This window comes from Amycolatopsis sp. lyj-112 (assembly GCF_046549055.1).
GTDB lineage: Bacteria > Actinomycetota > Actinomycetes > Mycobacteriales > Pseudonocardiaceae > Amycolatopsis.
Genome location: NZ_JAJPWS010000012.1, coordinates 236,902 through 255,295, shown reverse-complemented (window position 1 = coordinate 255,295; position 18,394 = coordinate 236,902). Strand labels below are relative to the sequence as shown.

Annotated in this window: 13 protein-coding genes; 6 read left to right on the top strand and 7 right to left on the bottom strand. The window is 69.5% G+C overall.

The features are described 5' to 3' along the window. Positions 1–153 precede the first annotated feature (153 nt). Complete coding sequence (locus ACLJRL_RS32310; RefSeq protein WP_410660118.1) at positions 154–2,580, bottom strand: beta-L-arabinofuranosidase domain-containing protein; 2,427 nt, start codon at positions 2,578–2,580, stop codon at positions 154–156. A 181-nt stretch (positions 2,581–2,761) separates the two neighbouring features. Here ACLJRL_RS32310 and pfkB point away from each other — a divergent pair, with 181 nt between their 5' ends. From pfkB to ACLJRL_RS32290, 4 genes are all read left to right on the top strand, one after another. Beyond that, positions 2,762–3,694: a 1-phosphofructokinase gene (gene pfkB / locus ACLJRL_RS32305; protein ID WP_410660117.1), complete on the top strand. Its 933-nt coding sequence runs from the start codon at positions 2,762–2,764 to the stop codon at positions 3,692–3,694. 71 nt (positions 3,695–3,765) lie between these two features. Next, positions 3,766–4,527 carry a DeoR/GlpR family DNA-binding transcription regulator gene (locus ACLJRL_RS32300; protein WP_410660116.1) on the top strand — a complete coding sequence of 254 codons (762 nt, stop codon included), beginning with the start codon at positions 3,766–3,768 and terminating at the stop codon, positions 4,525–4,527. Continuing rightward, positions 4,524–5,417 (top strand): carbohydrate ABC transporter permease, encoded by an 894-nt coding sequence (locus ACLJRL_RS32295; protein ID WP_410660115.1) that lies wholly within the window; start codon positions 4,524–4,526, stop codon positions 5,415–5,417. Before ACLJRL_RS32300 ends, ACLJRL_RS32295 begins: the two co-directional genes overlap by 4 nt. After that, positions 5,414–6,244: a carbohydrate ABC transporter permease gene (locus ACLJRL_RS32290; protein ID WP_410660114.1), complete on the top strand. Its 831-nt coding sequence runs from the start codon at positions 5,414–5,416 to the stop codon at positions 6,242–6,244. Before ACLJRL_RS32295 ends, ACLJRL_RS32290 begins: the two co-directional genes overlap by 4 nt. Positions 6,245–6,468: 224 nt before the next feature. Here the strand turns inward: ACLJRL_RS32290 and ACLJRL_RS32285 are convergent, their stop codons facing one another. The 4 genes from ACLJRL_RS32285 to ACLJRL_RS32270 all read right to left on the bottom strand — a co-directional run bounded on the left by ACLJRL_RS32285 (position 6,469) and on the right by ACLJRL_RS32270 (position 14,934). Further along, positions 6,469–7,833 (bottom strand): GH1 family beta-glucosidase, encoded by a 1,365-nt coding sequence (locus ACLJRL_RS32285; RefSeq protein ID WP_410660113.1) that lies wholly within the window; start codon positions 7,831–7,833, stop codon positions 6,469–6,471. A gap of 11 nt (positions 7,834–7,844) precedes the next feature. Further along, positions 7,845–9,122 (bottom strand): ABC transporter substrate-binding protein, encoded by a 1,278-nt coding sequence (locus ACLJRL_RS32280; protein ID WP_410660112.1) that lies wholly within the window; start codon positions 9,120–9,122, stop codon positions 7,845–7,847. A gap of 20 nt (positions 9,123–9,142) precedes the next feature. Further along, a complete protein-coding gene (locus ACLJRL_RS32275) occupies positions 9,143–12,793 on the bottom strand; it encodes a BTAD domain-containing putative transcriptional regulator (protein WP_410660111.1) in 3,651 nt (1,216 codons plus the stop codon). Between the two features lie 119 nt (positions 12,794–12,912). Beyond that, the gene (locus ACLJRL_RS32270; RefSeq protein WP_410660110.1) at positions 12,913–14,934 is read right to left on the bottom strand and encodes a BTAD domain-containing putative transcriptional regulator; all 2,022 of its coding nucleotides are present in this window, start codon (positions 14,932–14,934) and stop codon (positions 12,913–12,915) included. 349 nt (positions 14,935–15,283) lie between these two features. On the opposite strand from ACLJRL_RS32270, the gene ACLJRL_RS32265 reads away from it, so the two are divergent. Both ACLJRL_RS32265 and ACLJRL_RS32260 read left to right on the top strand, forming a co-directional pair. Continuing rightward, positions 15,284–15,535, top strand: coding sequence for a hypothetical protein (locus ACLJRL_RS32265; RefSeq protein WP_410660109.1), 252 nt, complete (start codon positions 15,284–15,286; stop codon positions 15,533–15,535). Positions 15,536–15,610: 75 nt separating this feature from the next. Next, positions 15,611–16,246: a LuxR C-terminal-related transcriptional regulator gene (locus ACLJRL_RS32260; RefSeq protein WP_410660108.1), complete on the top strand. Its 636-nt coding sequence runs from the start codon at positions 15,611–15,613 to the stop codon at positions 16,244–16,246. A gap of 163 nt (positions 16,247–16,409) precedes the next feature. Here ACLJRL_RS32260 and ACLJRL_RS32255 read toward each other — a convergent pair whose 3' ends face one another. Together ACLJRL_RS32255 and ACLJRL_RS32250 are read right to left on the bottom strand one after the other, a co-directional pair. Further along, complete coding sequence (locus tag ACLJRL_RS32255) at positions 16,410–17,174, bottom strand: helix-turn-helix transcriptional regulator (RefSeq protein WP_410660107.1); 765 nt, start codon at positions 17,172–17,174, stop codon at positions 16,410–16,412. 97 nt (positions 17,175–17,271) lie between these two features. Then, on the bottom strand, positions 17,272–18,267 hold the full coding sequence (locus ACLJRL_RS32250; protein ID WP_410660106.1) for a hypothetical protein: 996 nt from the start codon (positions 18,265–18,267) through the stop codon (positions 17,272–17,274). Positions 18,268–18,394 lie beyond the last annotated feature (127 nt).

The following is an 18,394-nucleotide window of genomic DNA, read 5'->3' as shown; positions in this document are numbered from 1 at the left end:
GGCGACACACTCGCCCGCGACCTCACCCTCGACAGATCAGTACGCTACCAAGGACTGAACAACCAAAACTGTTCACGAAGTCGTGAGACATAACCGTTCACGAAGTCCTGAAACATGACAGGTCGTTCTCACGACCCGGATCACTCACGACCTTCAGTCGAGCAGGCGCCACAGGTGGTCGGCGGTCCCGTTGTCGTCGAACTGCACGACGATCGCGGAGTCCGCGGTGGACATCTGGTCCACGCCGAGCACCTTGCCGGAGTTGCGGTTCTGGACGCGGAACCAGCCGTCGCCGTCCTCGACGAAACGCCAGAGGTGATCGGCCGTGCCGTTGTCGCCGAACTGGACCACGCGCGCGGAGTTCGCGGTGGACATCTGGTCGACGCCGAGGACTTTGCCGGAGTGGCGGTTCTGGATCCGGAACCAGCCGTCGTCGTTGTCGATGGTGCGCCACAGATGGTCCGCCGTGCCGTTGTCGTGGAACTGGACGACCTGTGCGGAGTTCTCCGTGGACATTCGGTCGACACCGAGGACCTTGCCGGAGTTCCGGTTCTCGATCCGGGTCCAGCCGGTCCGCCACTCCAGGGAGCCGCCGGTCTGCGGGAAGGACGTCACCCGCAGCCGCGCGGCGCCCATCGGGATCAGCGTCACGCGCTCGACCGCCGTGTACGCCGCGACCGGGCCGTCGGCCAGTTCGCTGATCACGTTCTGTTCGTCTGCCTGCCAGGCATTGACGCGCTGTGCGTCGGTGGTGAGCCGGATGGGGCTGTTCGCCGGGGTGAACGGGTCGGCCGGGTTCCCGCCACCCGTGGCGACCGCGAAACCGGCCTGGGGCACCAAGCCGTAGTTCCACGAGGAACCGGGTCTGACCTCGTACACCGGCCATGGGGCGTTGCCTGCCACTTGACTCCAGTTCTCCTGAACCGCGAGGGAGAACGTCAGCGGCCCGCGGTCGACCGAGACGGAATTGTGGTTACGGGTCCAGATCCGCGTGCGGGTGATCATCGGCAGGCGCAGGGTGACGCGGTCGCCGGTGCGCCAGACCCGGCGGACGGTCGCGTAGCGCGGGCCCCCGCCCGCGACGACCGAAGTGCCGTTGACCGACAGCGATGGCGCCGAGCACCAGCCGGGAATCCTTACCTGGAAAGGGAATTCCGTCGGGGTCGCCAGGGTGAAGGTGAATGTGATGGTGTCCGAGAACGGGTAGGTGGTCGCTTCGGTGACGGTGACCGCGGTTCCGCCGGCGACCTTCACGGTCACCGTGGAAGCGCCGTAGAGCATCGCGCAGATGCCGCCGTCCGCGGTGGCCTGCCACATCTCTTCGACGTAGTACGGCCAGCCCATGCCGTAGTTGTGCGGGCAGCAGCGGTAGTTGTCGATGCCGGGCTCGTAGGCCTGCATGGCGAACGGATTGTCGAACTGGCTCAGCGACTTCGGCTGCCGATCGAGCTGGATCCCGTTGGCCGAGGTCACGTAGTGCACGCCTCGTCCCCTCGGATCGAGCGCGGCCGGAAGGAGATTGAAGGCGAGTTCCTCGACGCGGTCGGCCCAGATCGCGTCGCCGGTCGTCCTGGCGAGGATCTCGTGGCTCATCATGTACTCGACGATTCCGCAGGTTTCGAAGCCCTGCCTCGGATCGTCGTAACCGGGCCGGACGTTCTCGTCACCGGCGAAGCCGCCACCGGCGAATTGCCCGTAGCGGCCTTGGATCCGGTCGTAGTTCGCGTAGGCGCTCGCGCGGTGCGCGGGATCGCCGGAGAGCACCCAGAACTGGCCCGGCTCGCGGAAACCCTGGGTGATGTTGACGTTGTGGCCGGTCGGCAGGTTGTCCACCCAGTTCGCCGAGTGGCGGTGGATGGTCCGGACGAGATCCAGCAGGAACGCCTCACCGGTGCGGTTGTAGAGCCAGAAGACGACGTCGATCGTGTCGGACCAGCGGGTGGTGCCCCAGCCGTCGCTGAACACCGCGGCCGGCTGGGTTGCCATGTAATGGAAGTAGCGGGTGAGGAGTGGGACGACGCGAGCGTCCTTTGTGTACTCCTCGTGTGAGCGCAGTGCGTGCAGCATCGGCATGTGCGGCCACAGGTCGGCGTGGCCCTTGAGCGAGGTGCGGTGCCTGGCCGGGCCGAAGAACCCGTCGGGCGCCTGGGTGGCGATGACCGCGTCGATCCAGCGGTGCGCGTCGGCGACCACGCGCGCGTCGCCGGTGACGTAGCCGAGGTCTCCGTAGCCGCGAAGCCAGTACGGCACCTCTTCCCAGCCGTCCAGTTCGGGCTTCACCCAGCCGGTCTTGTCGAACGCGAGGTAGTGCGAGACCTCCTGATAGCGGCCGTTGAGGCCGTCGAGCTGCCTGCGGAGCTGGGTGGCGAGCCAGCCGTCGGCCTTCGCCGACCCGGGCGGGAGCCGCAGCAGGGGAGCGGGCTGGAGTGGTGCGCGGTTGGCGACGTACGGCGGGGCCGGAGCGGCGACCGCGGCTCCGGCAGTGTCGATTCCACTGTCGATTGCACTGCCGATTCCGCTGCCGACGACGAGACCGGTGGCGGCGGTGGCCTTGAGGAAGCTACGACGGGGGACGGACATGGCGTTTCCCCTTTCACGACCCGGTAGCCCAGATTTGCATCGTTGGTACAACGTTGTAAATCCGCCGTTCGTCGTGTTCCCGGTCAACCGCGGTGTCCGATCGGGCAATCAGGCTGGAAAGCCAACCTAAACCAGGCAAAATCACTCAAACCAACATTCGACGGCGTGAGGTGAGGCATACGTGTTCGTGACCGTCACGGCGAACCCCAGCGTCGACCGGACCATCGAGGTGGACCGGCTCGCCCGCGGCGAGCTGCACCGCGCGACGCGCACCCAGGTTCATCCGGGCGGCAAGGGCGTCAACGTGGCCAGGGCGCTGGTCCGCAACGGCGTCAAGGCCCGCGCGGTCGTGCCGGTCGGCGGCGCCGAGGGCACCCAGCTCGTCGCCCTGCTGACCGAGTACAGCGTCGACGTCGTCCGCGTCCCGACGGCGGGCGCGGTCCGCTGCAACATCAGCGTCATCGAGCCCGACGGCACGGTCACCAAGCTCAACGAGGCCGGTCCGCCGCTGACCGGGGACGACTCCGTCGCGATCCGCGACGCCGTCCTCTCCGTTGTGTCCGATGCCGAAGGGGTCGTGCTGGCGGGCAGTCTTCCGCCGGGCGCGCCCGACGACTTCTACGCCGACCTCATCGGCAGGCTCCGCGGTGTCGGCGTCGACATCGCCGTCGACACCAGCGGTCCCGCCTTCCTCGCCGCCGTCAAGGCTGGCCCCGCACTGGTGAAGCCGAACCTCCACGAACTGGAGGAAGCGGCCGGCCGGGAGCTTCCCACGCTCGGCGACGTCATCGCCGCCTCGCGGGAACTACGCGAGCAGGGGGCCGGCGCGGTGCTCGCCAGCCTCGGCGGCCGGGGTGCCGTCCTGGTCGACGGGAACGGCGTCTGGCACGCCGACGCGCCCGCCGAGGTGCGCTGCACGGTCGGCGCCGGAGACGCGCTGCTCGCCGGATTCCTTTCGGCGGGCGGAAAAGGTCCCGACGCTCTGGGCGAGGCCGTCGCCTGGGGAGCGGCCGCGGTTTCACTGCCCGGCAGCACCATGCCGGGCGCGACGGACATCAAGGGGCGGGTGGCGCGGATCGACGCGCGGCCGGATCCGGCGCGGAGCACCCGTTAGCGTTGTCGAACCAACAAGAAACCAACTATTGTCGCGTTGCCCGCATATCCGCCACCACACGAGGAGGTCCGTTGTACGCCGAAGAGCGGCAGCGCGCCATCCTCAAGCAGGCCCGGCAGGACGGCCGGGTCGACGTGGCGACGCTCGCGGCCACCTTCGAGATCACCAGCGAGACCGTCCGCCGAGACCTCACCGCGCTGGAGCGCAACGGGGTCCTGCGGCGGGTGCACGGCGGGGCCATTCCGGTCGAGCGCCTGGGCTTCGAGCCCGGTCTCGCCACCCGCGACACGGTGATGACGGGGGAGAAGGAACGGATCGCCGCCGCCGCGCTGGAGCAGATGCCCACCGAGGGCGCGATCCTGCTGGACGCGGGCACCACCGTGGGGCGGCTGGCGAGCATCATCCCGGCCGATCGCGAACTGACCGTGGTGACCCACTCGCTGCCGGCCGCGTTCACTCTCGCGGGGCGCCCCAACATCACGCTGATGCTGGTCGGCGGCAGGCTCAGGGCTCGAACGATGGCCGCGGTCGACAGCTGGGCGCTCAACGCCCTCAAGGACACCTACGTCGACATCGCCTTCATCGCCACCAACGGGATCTCCGTCGAACGCGGGCTCACCACACCGGACACCGCCGAGGCGATGATCAAGCGCGCGGCGATCGCGGCCGCGCGGCGCACGGTCCTGCTGGCCGACCATACGAAGATCGGCAACGATCACTTCGCCCGGTTCGGCGATCTGTCCGATGTCGACACTCTGATCACCGATACCGGGGTCGATCCCCAGGTGGCCGACGAGATCGCGCAGACCGGCATCAAGGTGATCGCCGTTTGAGGCGATCGGGCGAGCGGTTCGGCGGGTATCTGATGACCGCGCCGTTCTTCGTCCTGTTCGGTGTTTTCGGGCTCTTCCCGTTGCTCTACACCGCTTGGGTGGCGCTGCACCACTGGCATCTGATCAACGGCGACACCGGGTTCGCCGGGCTGGGGAATTTCGCCGTCCTACTGCGGGATCCCCATTTCTACAACGCCCTCTTCAACACCGTCAGCATCTTCGTGCTCTCGACCGTGCCGCAGCTGCTGGCCGCGCTCGGGCTCGCGGCCCTGCTCGACCGCCCGTTGCGTGCGCGGACGATGTGGCGCGCCAGTGTGCTGCTGCCCAACGTCGTCTCGGTGGTCGCGGTGGCGCTGGTGTTCAGCCAGCTGTTCGCCAAGGACTACGGCGTCGTCAACTGGGTGCTCGGCCTGGTGGGGATCGACCCGGTGGACTGGCATTCGGACCGGTTCGCCGCGCATGTCGCGGTGAGCGTGATGGTGATGTGGCGCTGGACCGGCTACAACGCGCTGCTCTACCTCGCCGCCATGCAGTCCGTGCCGCAGGAGCGTTACGACGCCGCCATGCTCGACGGCGCCTCGCGCTGGCGCACGTTCTGGTCGATCACCGTGCCCGCGATCCGGCCGACCATCGCCTTCACCGTGGTGGTCTCGACCATCGGCGGGCTGCAGCTGTTCGCCGAGCCGCAGTTGTTCGACGAGACCGGGGTCGCCGGGACCGGCGGCGCCGACCGGCAGTTCCAGACGCTCGCGATGTACCTGTACGAGCAAGGGTTCGGCCAGTTCGACGCCGGGTACGCCGCCGCCATCGCGTGGCTGCTGTTCCTGCTCTCGGCCGGGTTCGCGCTGGTCAACTTCTCGTTCGTGCGCCGGATGCGCGGCGGGGAGTGACGGTGGCGCGCGAACGGGCCGGATTTCTCGTCTACGGGCTGCTGCTCGCCGTGGGGATCGCGTCGATCTTCCCGTTGTACTGGTCGTTCGTGGTGTCCTCGAAGGACGACTCCGCGCTCGGGGAGACCACCCCGCCGCTGGTGCCCGGCGGCAACCTGTTCGAGAACGTCCGTGAGGTCTTCGCCACCGTCGATTTCTGGCTGGCCATGGAGAACTCGCTGATCGTCGCCGGCACGGTCACCGTGTCGAACGTGCTGCTGTCCAGCATGGCCGGATTCGCCTTCGCCCGGTTGCGGTTTCCCGGCCGGGACACGCTTTTCCTGGTCGTCATCGGCACCGCCATGGTGCCCGCGCAACTCGGCGTGATCCCGCTCTACCTGGTGGTCGGTGAACTCGGCTGGTACGGGCGGCTGGAAGCGGTGATCGTGCCCGGGCTGATCGGCGCGTTCAGCGTGTTCTGGATGCGGCAGGCGTGCGAGGAGGCGATCCCCGGCGAACTGCTCGACGCCGGGCGCATCGACGGCTGCTCGACGCTGCGGCTGTTCTGGCATGTGGCCGTGCCCGTCATCCGCCCGCAGGCCGCCGTGCTCGGCATGCTGACGTTCATGACCGCCTGGAACGACTTCTTCTGGCCGCTGGTCGTCCTCGACCCCAACGAGAACCCGACCGTCCAAGTGGCACTGTCGCGGTTGGCCAGTGGCTACTTCACCGACTACTCGCTCATGCTCACCGCCGCGACGCTGGGTGTGCTGCCGGTCATCGTGCTGTTCATCCTGCTGGCCAGGAAGGTCGTCACCGGCGTGATGCGGGGCGCGCCACGGGGCTGAGAGTGTGTTCGCCCTCCAATCACGCGTGTTCCGCCTCCAATCACGCGTGTTCGCTGTATGGCCACCCTCACGGACTCAGAGTCCCTGTGGCCACGCGAAGGATCCGTGGTTGTCGCGTGATCTTAGGGAGGACACGCGTGACTGGATGGAGATCACGTGTGTCCAGCCGGAGAACTTGCGTGATTGGACGCGGAACACGTGACGGAACCTCCGACGTACTGCACTTAAAGTCCGTTTCTGGCCACGACGTCGGCGAAGAACCGGGCGCTGTCCTTGAGTACCCGCTCCTGGGTCTCGAAGTCGACATGCACGATCCCGAACCGCTGTGTGTAGCCCCTCGCCCACTCGAAGTTGTCCAGCAGCGACCAGGCGAGGTAACCGCGGACGTCGGCGCCTCGCTCGATCGCGTCGTGCACCGCACCGATGTGCTCGGCGAAATACCGCACACGCTTTTCGTCGTGCACGCGCCCGTCGACCACCTCGTCCGCGAAGGCGGCACCGTTCTCGGCGACCACCAGCGGCAGCTCCGGGCAGTGTTCGTGCAGCCACAGCAACAGATCGGTGAACGACTCCGGCCGCTGTTCCCAGCCGAACGACGTCACGTCGCCTCGTGGCGGCTGGACGTCCATGCCGCGCAGGCCCGGCAGCGGGCAGTTGCTGTCGGCCTCCGGGGCGTCGAGCGGGACCGCGCGGGTGGGCGCGTAGTAGTTGACGCCCAGCAGATCCAGCGGCTGCGCGATGAGGTCGAGGTCCCCGTCGGCGATCGCCGGTTCGAGCGTGCCGAGATGTGCCAGGTCTTCGAGCAGCGCGGCCGGGTAGCCGCGGCCGAGCAGCGGGTCGAGGAAGAACCTGTTGTGCAGGAAGTCGAACTTGCGCGCGGCCTCGCGGTGTGCGGAATCGTCCACATCGGTCAGCACGGGGGAGAAGTTGAGCACGATGGACACTTCCTGCCCGTCGCCGCCGTTCGCGCGGATCGCCCGGGTCGCGTGGCCGTGCGCGAGCAGCAGGTTGTGCGCGGCGACCAGCGCGGCGCCCTCGTCCTGGATACCCGGCGCGTGATCGCCGTTGCCGTAGCCGATGAAGGCCGCGCAGAACGGCTCGTTGATCGTCGTCCACTGCCGGACCCGGTCGCCGAGTGCTTTGTGGACGGTCTGGGCATAGTCGGCGAAGTAGCCGGCGAGATCGCGGTTGGGCCAGCCGCCCGCGTCCTGCAGCGCCTGCGGCAGGTCCCAGTGATACAGCGTGAGCATCGGGGTGATCCCGCGCTCCAGGAGCTTGTCGACAAGGCGATCGTAGAAGGCGAGCCCGCGCGGTTCGATCGTGCGGCCGTCCGGCATGACCCGCGACCACGCGACGGAGAACCGGTAGTGCGGGATGCCGAGTTCGTTCAGCAGGCCGATGTCTTCGGCGTAACGCAGATAATGCTCACAGGCTCGCTCGCCGGTGGCGCCGTCGAGTACCCGGCCCGGCTGCGCGGCGAAAGTGTCCCAAATGGACGGTCCTCGCCCGTCCGCCGTCGTCGATCCCTCGACCTGGTAGGCCGCCGTGGCCGTGCCCCAGCGGAAACCTGCCGGAAACTCGCGCGTCAAGCCGCCCTCGCTCACTTGGTGGCCGCGGCGCGGCCTTCGGTCGTGGCCTGGGTCCAGGCGAGGTCGACCGACTGCCTTCGCTCTTCGACGCGGCCGAGCGCGTGGCCGTACACGGGCCGCACTTCACCGTCGCGCAGGCCACGGTAGTTCGGCCGCTGGGCTTCGGCGGACGCGGCGAAGATCTTGCCGACCGGGGCATCGCTGAAGTACTTGCTGGTATGGGAAAGCACGGCACCGTCCTGATAGGCGGCCAGCGCGCTCGGCAGAAGGCCGCTGTCGAGGAAGATCCGCTTCTGCTGCTCCGGCGCGGTGAGCCAGGCGGCCAGTTCGTACGCTTCCTTGCGGTGCTCGCCCTGCTTCGGGATCGTCAGGAACGAGCCGCCCCAGTTACCCGCCTTGCCCGGCACCGAGGTGACGTCCCATTTGCCCGCCAGTTCCGGGCCGCCCGCTTCCTCGATCTGCGTGAGCATCCAGGCCGGGCAGGTGATGGCGGCGAACCGGCTCTGCTTGATGGCCACCGTCCACGGCTGGGTGAAGGTGGTGACGGCCGCGGTCTGCTTCTTCAGCGCGAGGCCGCCCGCCAGATCGAAGGCCTTGCGCACGTTCGGATTGGTGTCCCCGACGAACTTGTCATCGGCTTTGGCGAAGTAGTTCTCCTCGGATTGGTTGAGCATCGCGGTGTAGACGGTGCCCGCCGAGTCGGAGAACTTCGCGTCCTTCACCTTCTCGCTGAACCGTTCGCCGACCTCGGCGAACTTCTCCCAGGTCGGCCACAGCGCGGCCACCTGGTCCCGATCGGCGGGCAGCCCGGCCTTCTCGAACAGGTCGCGCCGGTAGCAGAGCGCGAGACTGCCCATGTCGGTGCCGAGGCCCATGACGAACTTCCCGCCGTCCGCGGTGCCCTGGTCCCACTTCCAGGCGGGCCAGCCGGCCCGCAGGTCCTGCGCGCCGAATTCGGACAGGTCGCTGAACTTGTCCTTGGCCTGGCGGAACTTCGGCAGATACTGCTCCTCGATCGCCACGACGTCCGCCGCGCCGCGCCCGGCGCCGAGGCCGGTGGCGAGCTGCCGGTGGTGCGTCTCGAAGTCGGCGACCCGGCCCTCGACCGTGATCCCCGGATGCGCCTTCTCGTACTCGTCGAACAGTTTCTCGTAGCCGAACTCGCCGAAGGTGGAGACGGTGAGCGTGATCGGACCGCCGGCGTCCGCCGGCTTTCCCGCGCAGCCGGAAAGCAGCAGCGTGAAGGCCGCCAGTCCGGCCAGAGAACGGAATCGACGCGGGCTGATCATGGTGCTCCTCTGTCGTACGGTCATGCGAGCCTTCGGGGAAGCTGGTCGCCGACGGTCAGCCGGGACTCGGTGTGCAGTTTGGTCAGTACCCGCGACACCAGCGACTGCACCGTCCGCCGCGGGAGACTCAGCTCAGCGGCGATGTCCGGATTGGACAGGTTCGCCGCCACCAGCTGAGCGATGCGGAGTTCCAGCGGGGAGAGCGAACCGGTGCGGCGCGGACGCCGTTCGGCCCGGCTCAGCACGCCATAGGGACGCAGCCTGCCTTCCGCCCGGCGGATGCTCCAGAGGGCGCCGACCGGCCCGAGCACCTCACACGCCTCGGTGAGGGCTTGGGTGGCCGATTCGAGGTAGCCCGCGCGGCCGAGCAGTTCGGCGGCGTCCTCCAGCGCGGCGGCCAGTTCGATCGGACGGCCGACCTCGCGGTAGTGGCCGGCCGCGGCCAGCGCGCCGTCCGGGTCGCCGTCGGTCAGCGCCCGGCAGCGGTCAGCGGCCGCGGTCGCGCGCGCCGGAACGGCTTCCTGGCTCGCCTCCTCGACGCAGACGGCGAGCGCGTCGCGCGCGAGGTCCTCGTTCCCGGCCGCGAGCGCGATGCGGACGACGTCCGGCAGCCATTGGTGGCGCAGCATCATCCGGGCGTAGTCGGGACGCAGCACGGGCGCGAACAACCGCAGCGCGTCGTCGAGCCTGCCGCGCTGCTCGGCACCCATCGCTTGCGCCGCGAGGTAGAAGTCGCAGCTCTCGCGCTCGGAGGAGTTCGACGGCGAGTGCGCCTCGGCCGCGTCCAGATGCGAGCGGACGGAGACGCGCTCGCCGCGGTGCCCGGCGATGAGGGCGGCGACGCCGTGCAGCAGCAGCGCGGCGGCGCCCGGCTCGCGCACGCCGTTGAAGGTGATCGCCGGACCGTCCTCGGTGACCGAGTCCAGTTCGGCCAGTGCCTCGTCCCAGCGGCCGGTCCAGTAGTAGTGCACGGCGGCCGAGACCTGCGGCCCGGTCGGCAGGCCGTGCCGCGCGGCCGTCGCGTACCCGGCGTGCAGCGTGGCGTCGGCTTCCTTGAGACGGTCGAGGTTCTGCAGGGTGAACAGGCGATTGTCGAGCAGATCGAAGCGCAAGGTCGCCAGATCCGATTCGTCGCCGGCGGTCTCCAGCGCGGCGTCGATCGCGGTCAGCGCGTCGTCGTGCTCGCGGCGGATCGAGTGCACGAGCCACAGCGTCTGCTGCGCGTGCGCGGCCGGATAGCGTTCGTTCGCCGCGTCCGCCTCAGTGTGCAGCCGTCGCGCGATCCGTTCGGTCTCGTCCAGATCGACGAGGTCGCCGCGGCGGAAGTTGGCGAGCAGCGTGCGGCTGCGGGTGCGCCACAGTTCCGGCATCGCCTCGTCGTCCGCGGTGTCGGCGAGTGCTTCCAGCGCGCCGCCGGTGTCACCGCGGCGATAACGCAGGGCGGCGAGGATATGCCGCATCTCGGCCAGATCCGCCTTGTCGCGGACCGTCTTCACCGCCACCTCGGCTTCGGCCTCCGGGGCCACTTCGAGCCGGAACAGCACCCGAACCAGCACGAAGATCAGCTTTTCTCGCTGCGCACGGGTGGGCACCGCGCTGTCGAGCGCGCGGCGCACGAGTTCGACCGCGATCTGCGGCGCGCGGTTGGACACCGCGATGTGGTTGCCGGTCAGCCATTCGGCCAGCCACGGGTCGCACGGCGCCGGTTCGGCCGCCAGTTGCTCGGCCACCCGCTTGATCGGCGCCCCTCCGCGCGCGAGCGCCTCGGCCGCGCGGCGGTGCAGCGCGGCGCGCACCGGTTTGGCGATACCGTCGTAGAGCGCCTGACGCTGGAACGGGTGGTGGAAGGCGAGTTTGTCGCCGGCGTACTCGATCACCCCGGCGGTGGTGGCCGGTTCGAGGCTTTGCAGGACTTCCAGCGGGCTCATCCCGGACAGCGCGGCGACGTCCTCGACCGCGAACTCCGCGCCCAGCAGCGAGGCGGTGCGCAGGAGCCGCGTGACGTCCGGGTCGAGACACTCCAGCGTGCGGCCGACCGCGGCGAGCAGCGAGCGCGGCGCGTTCTCGGTGCCGTCCAGGGTCACCTCGGCGACGCCCGTTTTGACGCGTACCGAGCCGGTGCGGACCAGGTCGTTCGCGATTTCCCTGGCATAGAGCGGATTTCCGGCGGCACGGCGGACCAGCGGCCGCAGGCTCGAGCCCAGCCGGGCCGCCAGGATCCCCTCGAACACCGCGCCGATCTCGTCGTCGCTCAGCACCTCGACCGGCATGACCTCGCCGCCCTTGGCCTCGACGCCGCGACGCAGCTGGGCCAGGTCGCGGCGGCCATGCCCGGCGCGGGCGGCGGCGACCAGCAGCAGCGGCAGCTGGCGGGTGGCGGCGGCGAGGCGCTGCCACAACAGCACACTCGCCTCGTCGGCCCAGTGCAGGTCGTCGATCACCAGCACCAGCGGACCGGCCGCGCAGGTCTCGTCGACCAGTGCCAGCAGTTTGTCCACAGTGGACAGGATCGGGTCGGCGGGGCCCCAGTTCCCGTGTGCGGGCTCGGCGTGCAGCTCGACGGCGAGCCTGGCCCTCTCCGGATCGGCCGAGCCGTGGTGCACGCCGAGGCACTCCATGATCACCTGCAGCGGGAAGCGTTGCTGCAGCTCGTCGGCCGCGGTCCACGCGAGCTGACAGCCGCGCGCTCCGGCACCGGCCAGCCCGGCGATCAGCAGTTCCGATTTGCCGATACCCGCCTCGCCTTCGAGCCAGACCGGACGTCCGCGCCCGGCGAGCACGTCGGCGACGAACCCTTGGAGCCGCTCGATCTGCCGGCCACGGCCGGGCAGGTTCGCCGCGCCGCCGCGCTCGATCGCCTTCGCCACCGGCGGTGGTACGACGAACACCGGTGATTTCGGCTCGGCGGCGGGCTTTTCGGTGCCGTCCAGGATGCGCTGGTGCAGTTCACGCAGCGGTACCCCGGGCTCGACACCGAGTTCGCTCATGAGGACCTGCCTGGCCTCGCGGTAGACGGTCAGGGCTTCGGTCTGCCGTCCGCTGGCGTGCAGGGCGCGCATGAGCGTTTCGTGCAGCGATTCCCGCAGCGGGTGCCGCTGGACCAGTTCGGTCAGCTCGGCCACCAGTTCGCGGTGGTCGCCGAGACCGAGCAGCGTCGAGGCCCGCAGTTCGGTGGCGGTCAGCTGGAGTTCACCGAGCCGGACGCGTTCGGCTTCGGCGAACGGGCCGGGCACCCCGGAGAACGCCTCCCCGTGCCAGCGGCCGAGTGCGGTGGTGAGCTGTCTGGCCGCGCCCCGCGGATCCGGCCGGGCGACCAGCCGCCGGGCCTCGGCGGTGTCCTTTTCGAACCGGTGGACGTCGAGTGTTTCGCGGTCCAGCCGCAAGAGGTAGCTCGACCCGGACGACCGCAGCAGCTCGTGCGCGTCACCGCCCGCCTCGCGGAGGGCCCCGCGCAGGCCGGAGATGTAGGTGTGCACGCTGCCGGTGGCGCTGGCCGGGGCCGAGCTGCCCCAGACGTCGGCGATCAGTTCGCCGAGTGAGACGGCCTGGCCGCAGCGTGCGGCCAGGGTGGCGAAGACCGCGCGCTGGCGGGCGGGGCCGAGCCGTAGCTCGGTGTCGTCGAGCCAGGCCCGGGGTGGCCCGAGCAGCTCGACGCGCAGCCCGTTCGTCACGCCGGCTCCGTTCTTGATCGCTACTGAAAGTGGCCGGACCACTACGGCGTACTCGCAGTTTAGGACGTCCACGAGACGGTCTGGTTGCGTACCCGGCCGTGCACGCGAGAGAGCACGCCTCAGCGGACCAGCGCGCGGAGCGGTGCGCACCAGGCTGGCCGGGAAGTGTCCGGCCCGGGCAGCAACAGCCTGGCCAGCTCGGCCGTCAGATCGTGGCGCACGTCCTCGCCGACGGTTCCCCGGTTCGAGAACAGGTGGAGCAGTTCGATCGCGGCGGCGGCGGGCAGCGCGCCGACGTTGTCGAGCAGCCACTGAGGGATCCACTGCCCTGTCACCTCTTCGCCCGCCTGCAGCAGCTGCTCGGCGATGCGGTCCGGGGTGGCTCCGGTGGACACCATGGTCGCGGAGATCTCCTGATGGAGCATGGTGCGGATGGCCGACGGCGTGTTCGCGTAGAAGACCGAGCCCACCAGCGGGATACGGAACCTCAGGCGCTCGCCTTCGGTTTCCAGCACGCGCGCGGCGAGCGCTTCTTCGACCGATTCGATGAGCTCCCGCAGTTCTCGCCCGGTGATGTAGGACAGGTCGGCGACCGTGAACGAGGAGCCGAGCAGTGCGGCCGAAGTCAGCATTCGCTTACCGGGCAAGGAAAGCGTGGCGAGGTGGTCTTCCACCATGGCGACGACGGCCGCGGGCGGCGCGGTGGTGATGTCGCGGCCGGAGGCGAATTCGGCGAACAGCTGATGCAGGTAGCCGACATTGCCGCCGGCGTAGGCGGCGGTGAACTCGAGGACGTCTTCGCCGGGGTCTCTGGCCAGGGACTCCTCGGCGAGCGCGGCGACGTCCCGGCCGGTGAACGGCCGCAGCGCGATGATCTCGCCGTCGAGCCGTGCGCGGAGTACGTCGAGCGTGCGGCGCCGGGGGAGCGGGCGCGTGGAACCGATCAGCAGCAGCGGCAGGTGACGGGTGAGCCGGTGCAGCCGCTGCCAGGCGAGCAGGCTTTCCTCGTCGGCCCAGTGCAGGTCTTCGAAGACGAGTACCTGCGGGCCTTCGTCGCACAGCTCGGTGACCGTCCGGCTGAGGCTGTCGAGGGCTTCGCCGCCGAGGCAGTCGGCGATGAGGCTGAGCGGGACCGCGCCGCTCAGCTCGTCGGCTTCGACCCAGTGCGTCTGTTTTCTCACCGGCGCAAGCGCTTCCGCCAGCAAGGCGCTCTTGCCGCTGCCCGCTTCTCCGTCGAGCCACAGTGTGCCGCCGCGGCCTTCGGTCAGCAGCAAGGAAACCTGGTGCCGCAGCGTGGCCAGTTCCGCTTCGCGGCCGACGAAGACGGACGGCCGCTCGGGCGCGAGCTTGGCGGGCCGGTGCCGTTCCGGCTGGTCCTGGTGGTGCAGCGACGGGTCGCCGTCCAGCACGCGTTGCCGCAGCGCCACCAGTTCCGGGCCGGGTTCGAGGCCGGACTGCTCGACGATGGTCTCGCGGGCACTGTCGAACGCGGCCAGCGCTTCGGCCTGGCGGCCGGACCGGAACAGCGCGGTGATCAGCATGCGGTGCAGGCCCTCGCGCAGCGGATGCCGCTCGACCAGTACGGCCAGCTCGCCCGCGAGTTCCCGGTATCCGCCCAGGTGCAGTGCGACCTCGGCCTGGCGTTCGAGCGCGCCCATGCGCAGTTCGTTCAACCTGGCGCGCTGGCTCTCGGCGAACGGGCCGGGGATGCCGCCCAGCGCGGTGCCCCGCCAGAGCTCCAGCGCGGTGCGCAGCGACTTCAGTTCCCGGTGGTGCGAACCGGCGAGCCGGTGGGTGCGGGCCCGGTTCAGCTCGGCTTCGAAGACGTGGACGTCTATCCGGTCCCTCGGCAGTTCGAGGCGATAGCCGGCGCGGGTGGCGGTGAGCAGTTCGCCCGCGGGCTCGAGCGCGCGGCGCAGCGCGGAAACGTAGGTGTAGACGCTGCCGGTGGCGCTGTGCGGGGGCTGCTCGCCCCAGACGGCGTCGATGATCTCCTTGCGGGAGACGAAGTGACCGGCGCGCAGGGCGAGTGCGGCGAAGACCGCCTTGCGCTGCGCCGGACCCAGGGCGATCTCGCCGTCGCGGTGCTGGACGGGGGAACCGCCCAGCAGCCGGACCGTCAGCGAGGTGCCTTCGTCCATCGACCCTGCCACCCGTGCGTCCGACTCCCGATCATCCTGGTCCGCGAAAATCCTAGACCCGCGGATGTGGGTTTCGCAATCAATCGGGCAGGCGTCATGTTGGTTTTGTCTGCTTCTGACAAGTCATGCTCGGGGCTGTGCCAGCACACTTCGGGATAACCACCCTTCACCCTTCCTGAACCCGTGCGAGGTTGGCTGCCCGTTCATGTGGTTTTCAGCGCGCGTACAGATGAGGCACGACCGGGCAAAATCGTGCGTTCGCCAGGGCAAAAGCGCTCGTTCTCCTGGTCGCGGGCAGGCGCGGCCGGGCATGCTGAGCCGGTCCGACAACGGAAGTGGGTCCGGTGCGGTGAGCCAGCGACGAGAGCGGTCGGCGGGTGACATCCTGCTCGACCTCGCCTGCAGCGGCAGGCTGGTGCTGGACGCCGACGAGGCCGAACGGCGGATCGACGAACTGCGGCGGACGTTGGCCTTCGGGTACGCCCGGCTCGCCGATCCGGACAGCGGTGAGCCGGAAGGCAGGCTTCGCGAGGTTCTGAGCGAACTTCCGAAGTACGTGGAGGCGTTTCAGCTGGCCACGAAGTCCTTCACGTCTCGTTGAGAACTCGTAGAGGGTTCGTGAAGAGCTCCTTCGCAGACTGTGTCCCAGCCGACTGGGACCGCGGAGGGGACGAAGGTGGATACGGAAACACGAGAGATCACCGTGGCGGTGCACGCGCCCGACCCGATCACCACCGCCGGGCTGGCCAGCCAGCTGGGCACGCGGCCAGGGCTGACGGTCCGCGACTGGGACCTGCGCGCCGAGGCCGACGTGCTGGTGTTCGCCGCCGAGTGCCTGACACCGGAGACCGTGCTGTGGCTGCGGCGGCTGTCCGCCGAGGTGAACAAGCCGGTGGTGCTCGTGGTGAGCCAGATCGGCGAGTCGGAACTGGTGCCCGCGATCGAATGCCGCGTGGTGGCCGTCCTGCCGCGCTCGGCGACCACCGGCGAGCGGCTGGCACACGCCGTCCGCGCGGCGGCCTCCGGCGGCGGCGTGCTTCCGCCGAGCCTGCTCGGCGAACTGCTCAAGCACGTCGAACGGCTCCAGCGCGAGGTCCTCGACCCGATGGGCGTCAACACCGCCGGGCTGAGCACCCGTGAAATCGACGTGCTGCGCCTGATGGCCGACGGGATGGACACCGTCGAGATCGCCGGCGAGCTCTGCTACTCCGAGCGCAGCGTGAAGCACATCATCCAGGGCATCACCGGACGGCTGAACCTGAAGAACCGGCCGCACGCCGTCGCCTACGCGGTCCGCGCGGGCGTCATCTGACGGGTTGTCGTGAGGGCCACTGGTGTTTTAGGTACCTACGGCGGGCGGCGCGGGGTTTCGTGTGACTGGATGGACGGCACGCGTGTCCGCGCGGACGGCGAGCGTGTTCAGGGAGTCGTGAGCGATTCGGGTCGTTAGAACGACCCAAATCATTCACGACCCCCTAGATCAGCCCGGCGCGGATGGCCGCGGCCACCGCGTGCGCGCGGTTCCGCAAGGCCAGCCGGTGCTGTGCCTGGTGGAGGATGTTCTTGATGGTCCGCTGGGAATAACCCATCTCCGTGCTGATCTCCGCGGTGTCCAGACCGTCGGCGATCAGCCGCAGCACCCGGATCTCGCGCTCGTCGAACATCGACGGCACTTTCGGCTCGTCGGCGAAGAGGTCGTACCCGGCCGCCAGTTGCCGCGGCGAGCGCGCCGACGCGGTGTGCGCGGACACGATCTCGTTGATCAGCCGATCCGCCCGCACCACCCGGTGCGGCAGCAGGCTGCGCACGCCCGCGGAGACGGCCCAGTCGCAGCCCGTCGTGGGCAGCCGTCCGGCGATCAGCACTCCGGGCACCGCGCCCTGCTCGGCCACCGCGCGTTGCAGCACCGGCAGTTCGTGCTCGCCCGGGTCCTCGGCGGCCACCAGCACGTCCGCGCCTCGGCCGTCGGACGGCAGCACTTCGAGCCCGTCGGCCGTGGCGAGCATGCCGACGAGCCCCGAGCGGGTCAGCGGGTCGGCCGTGTAGACGGCCACCCGGATGCCCAGGGCGCTTCGATCGGTCATGGTCTCCCGCTTTTTGCCCGAGCCCTTGTCCGTCTGAACGCCGAAAGCGCACCGAATGTACGCCGGATCCAGGCCGCCGTCGGCGTCGCCCGGCCGCAGGGGGAGCGGTCGCACGAGCCGCGGCCGGGCGGGGCTCGTGAGCCCCTGGTCCGTCACCGGCCGTTACGGTAACGCTAACGCGATCTTGGCTTGGTGCGGTGGTTCTTGGGCCGTGCGGGCATCGGTTATGACCGAATGGGCACGGTTCCCGTGGTCAGCCGCAACTGCGCCGGAACGCCGTGGGGGCCGAGCCGATCGCGGTCGCGATGACGCCGTCGCCGGTGATCACCGGCGAGCGGACGACGCCGTGGGTCGGGCTGGTGGCGAGGGTCTGCGTCAAGACGCCGTTGTCCCAGACTCCGAGCGCGTACCCCTTGTCAGCGGTCCGGTAGACGCCGGTGGTGAGCGTGCCGGAATCGACCGCGGGAGAGGTGGCGGCGCGGTCGAGGCGGCGGACCGGTTGGCCGGTCACATCCCACTCGAGCGTCGAAAACTCCTCGTTTTCGTAGATCTCGCCTGCGATACGGCCGTTCCGGAACGCGGTGACGTACTGGGATCCCAGCGGGAGCTTGGTCATCGTCCCGTCCGGTTCGCGCACGAAGAAATCGCTCTCCGAGAGGCTCGCGTCGATCAGGATGCGGCCCTGCTCGTCGATATCGACCGAACTGACATAGCCGTACGCGCTGGGATCCGGGTTGATCGTCAGCACCGTGCCAGGGGCGTTCGCCGGCCAGATGGTCAGGTCGAAGGTGTCGCCGATACCTTGTGCGGTCCCGACGATGTCGCCGGCGTCGTTGATGTCGAGGGCGCGGGTCGTCCGGCGGCCCGGCGGCACCGGAAGCGCGGTGAACCCGCCGTCCCGGTAGACGACCGCCTTGCCGAAGGTGCCGCCGCCGTCATGGGTCAAGCCGACCGCGGTGCCCGAGGAATTGATGTCGCGCATTTCGGTCGAGTTACCGAAGGCACGGCCCAGGTTCTCGGCGACACCGTTGTGCCAGCGGATCGCGCCGGCGGGACCGCCGCCGACGAACCAGCCGCTGTTCGCGGCCCCGGACACGTGTCCCGAGGTCTGCCCGGGCGGTAGCGGCAGGGTGGACTGTTCCCACGTGCAGGCGGTTCCGCTCGCCGCGGCGCTCCCCGGGACCACCGTCAGCAGCGCGCACGCCGCGAACACGGCCATGACGGCACGGATGACTCTTCGGTCGATCATTTCTCCCCATCCCCGGAACTCGGAACAACCGATCACACCGAGCACGCCCCGCCCGGGCGTCCGGTTGCCCGCGGCCGGTCGGAATCCGCTGAAGTTCCCGCTCACCGGGACATCACGCGAAGTCGCA

Excerpts from the sequence above, each read along its gene's own strand:
- ACLJRL_RS32310 (WP_410660118.1), bottom strand. The coding sequence starts at position 2,580 with ATGTCCGTCCCCCGTCGTAGCTTCCTCAAGGCCACCGCCGCCACCGGT.
- ACLJRL_RS32280 (WP_410660112.1), bottom strand. The coding sequence starts at position 9,122 with ATGATCAGCCCGCGTCGATTCCGTTCTCTGGCCGGACTGGCGGCCTTC.
- ACLJRL_RS32270 (WP_410660110.1), bottom strand. The coding sequence starts at position 14,934 with ATGGACGAAGGCACCTCGCTGACGGTCCGGCTGCTGGGCGGTTCCCCC.
- ACLJRL_RS32250 (WP_410660106.1), bottom strand. The coding sequence starts at position 18,267 with ATGATCGACCGAAGAGTCATCCGTGCCGTCATGGCCGTGTTCGCGGCG.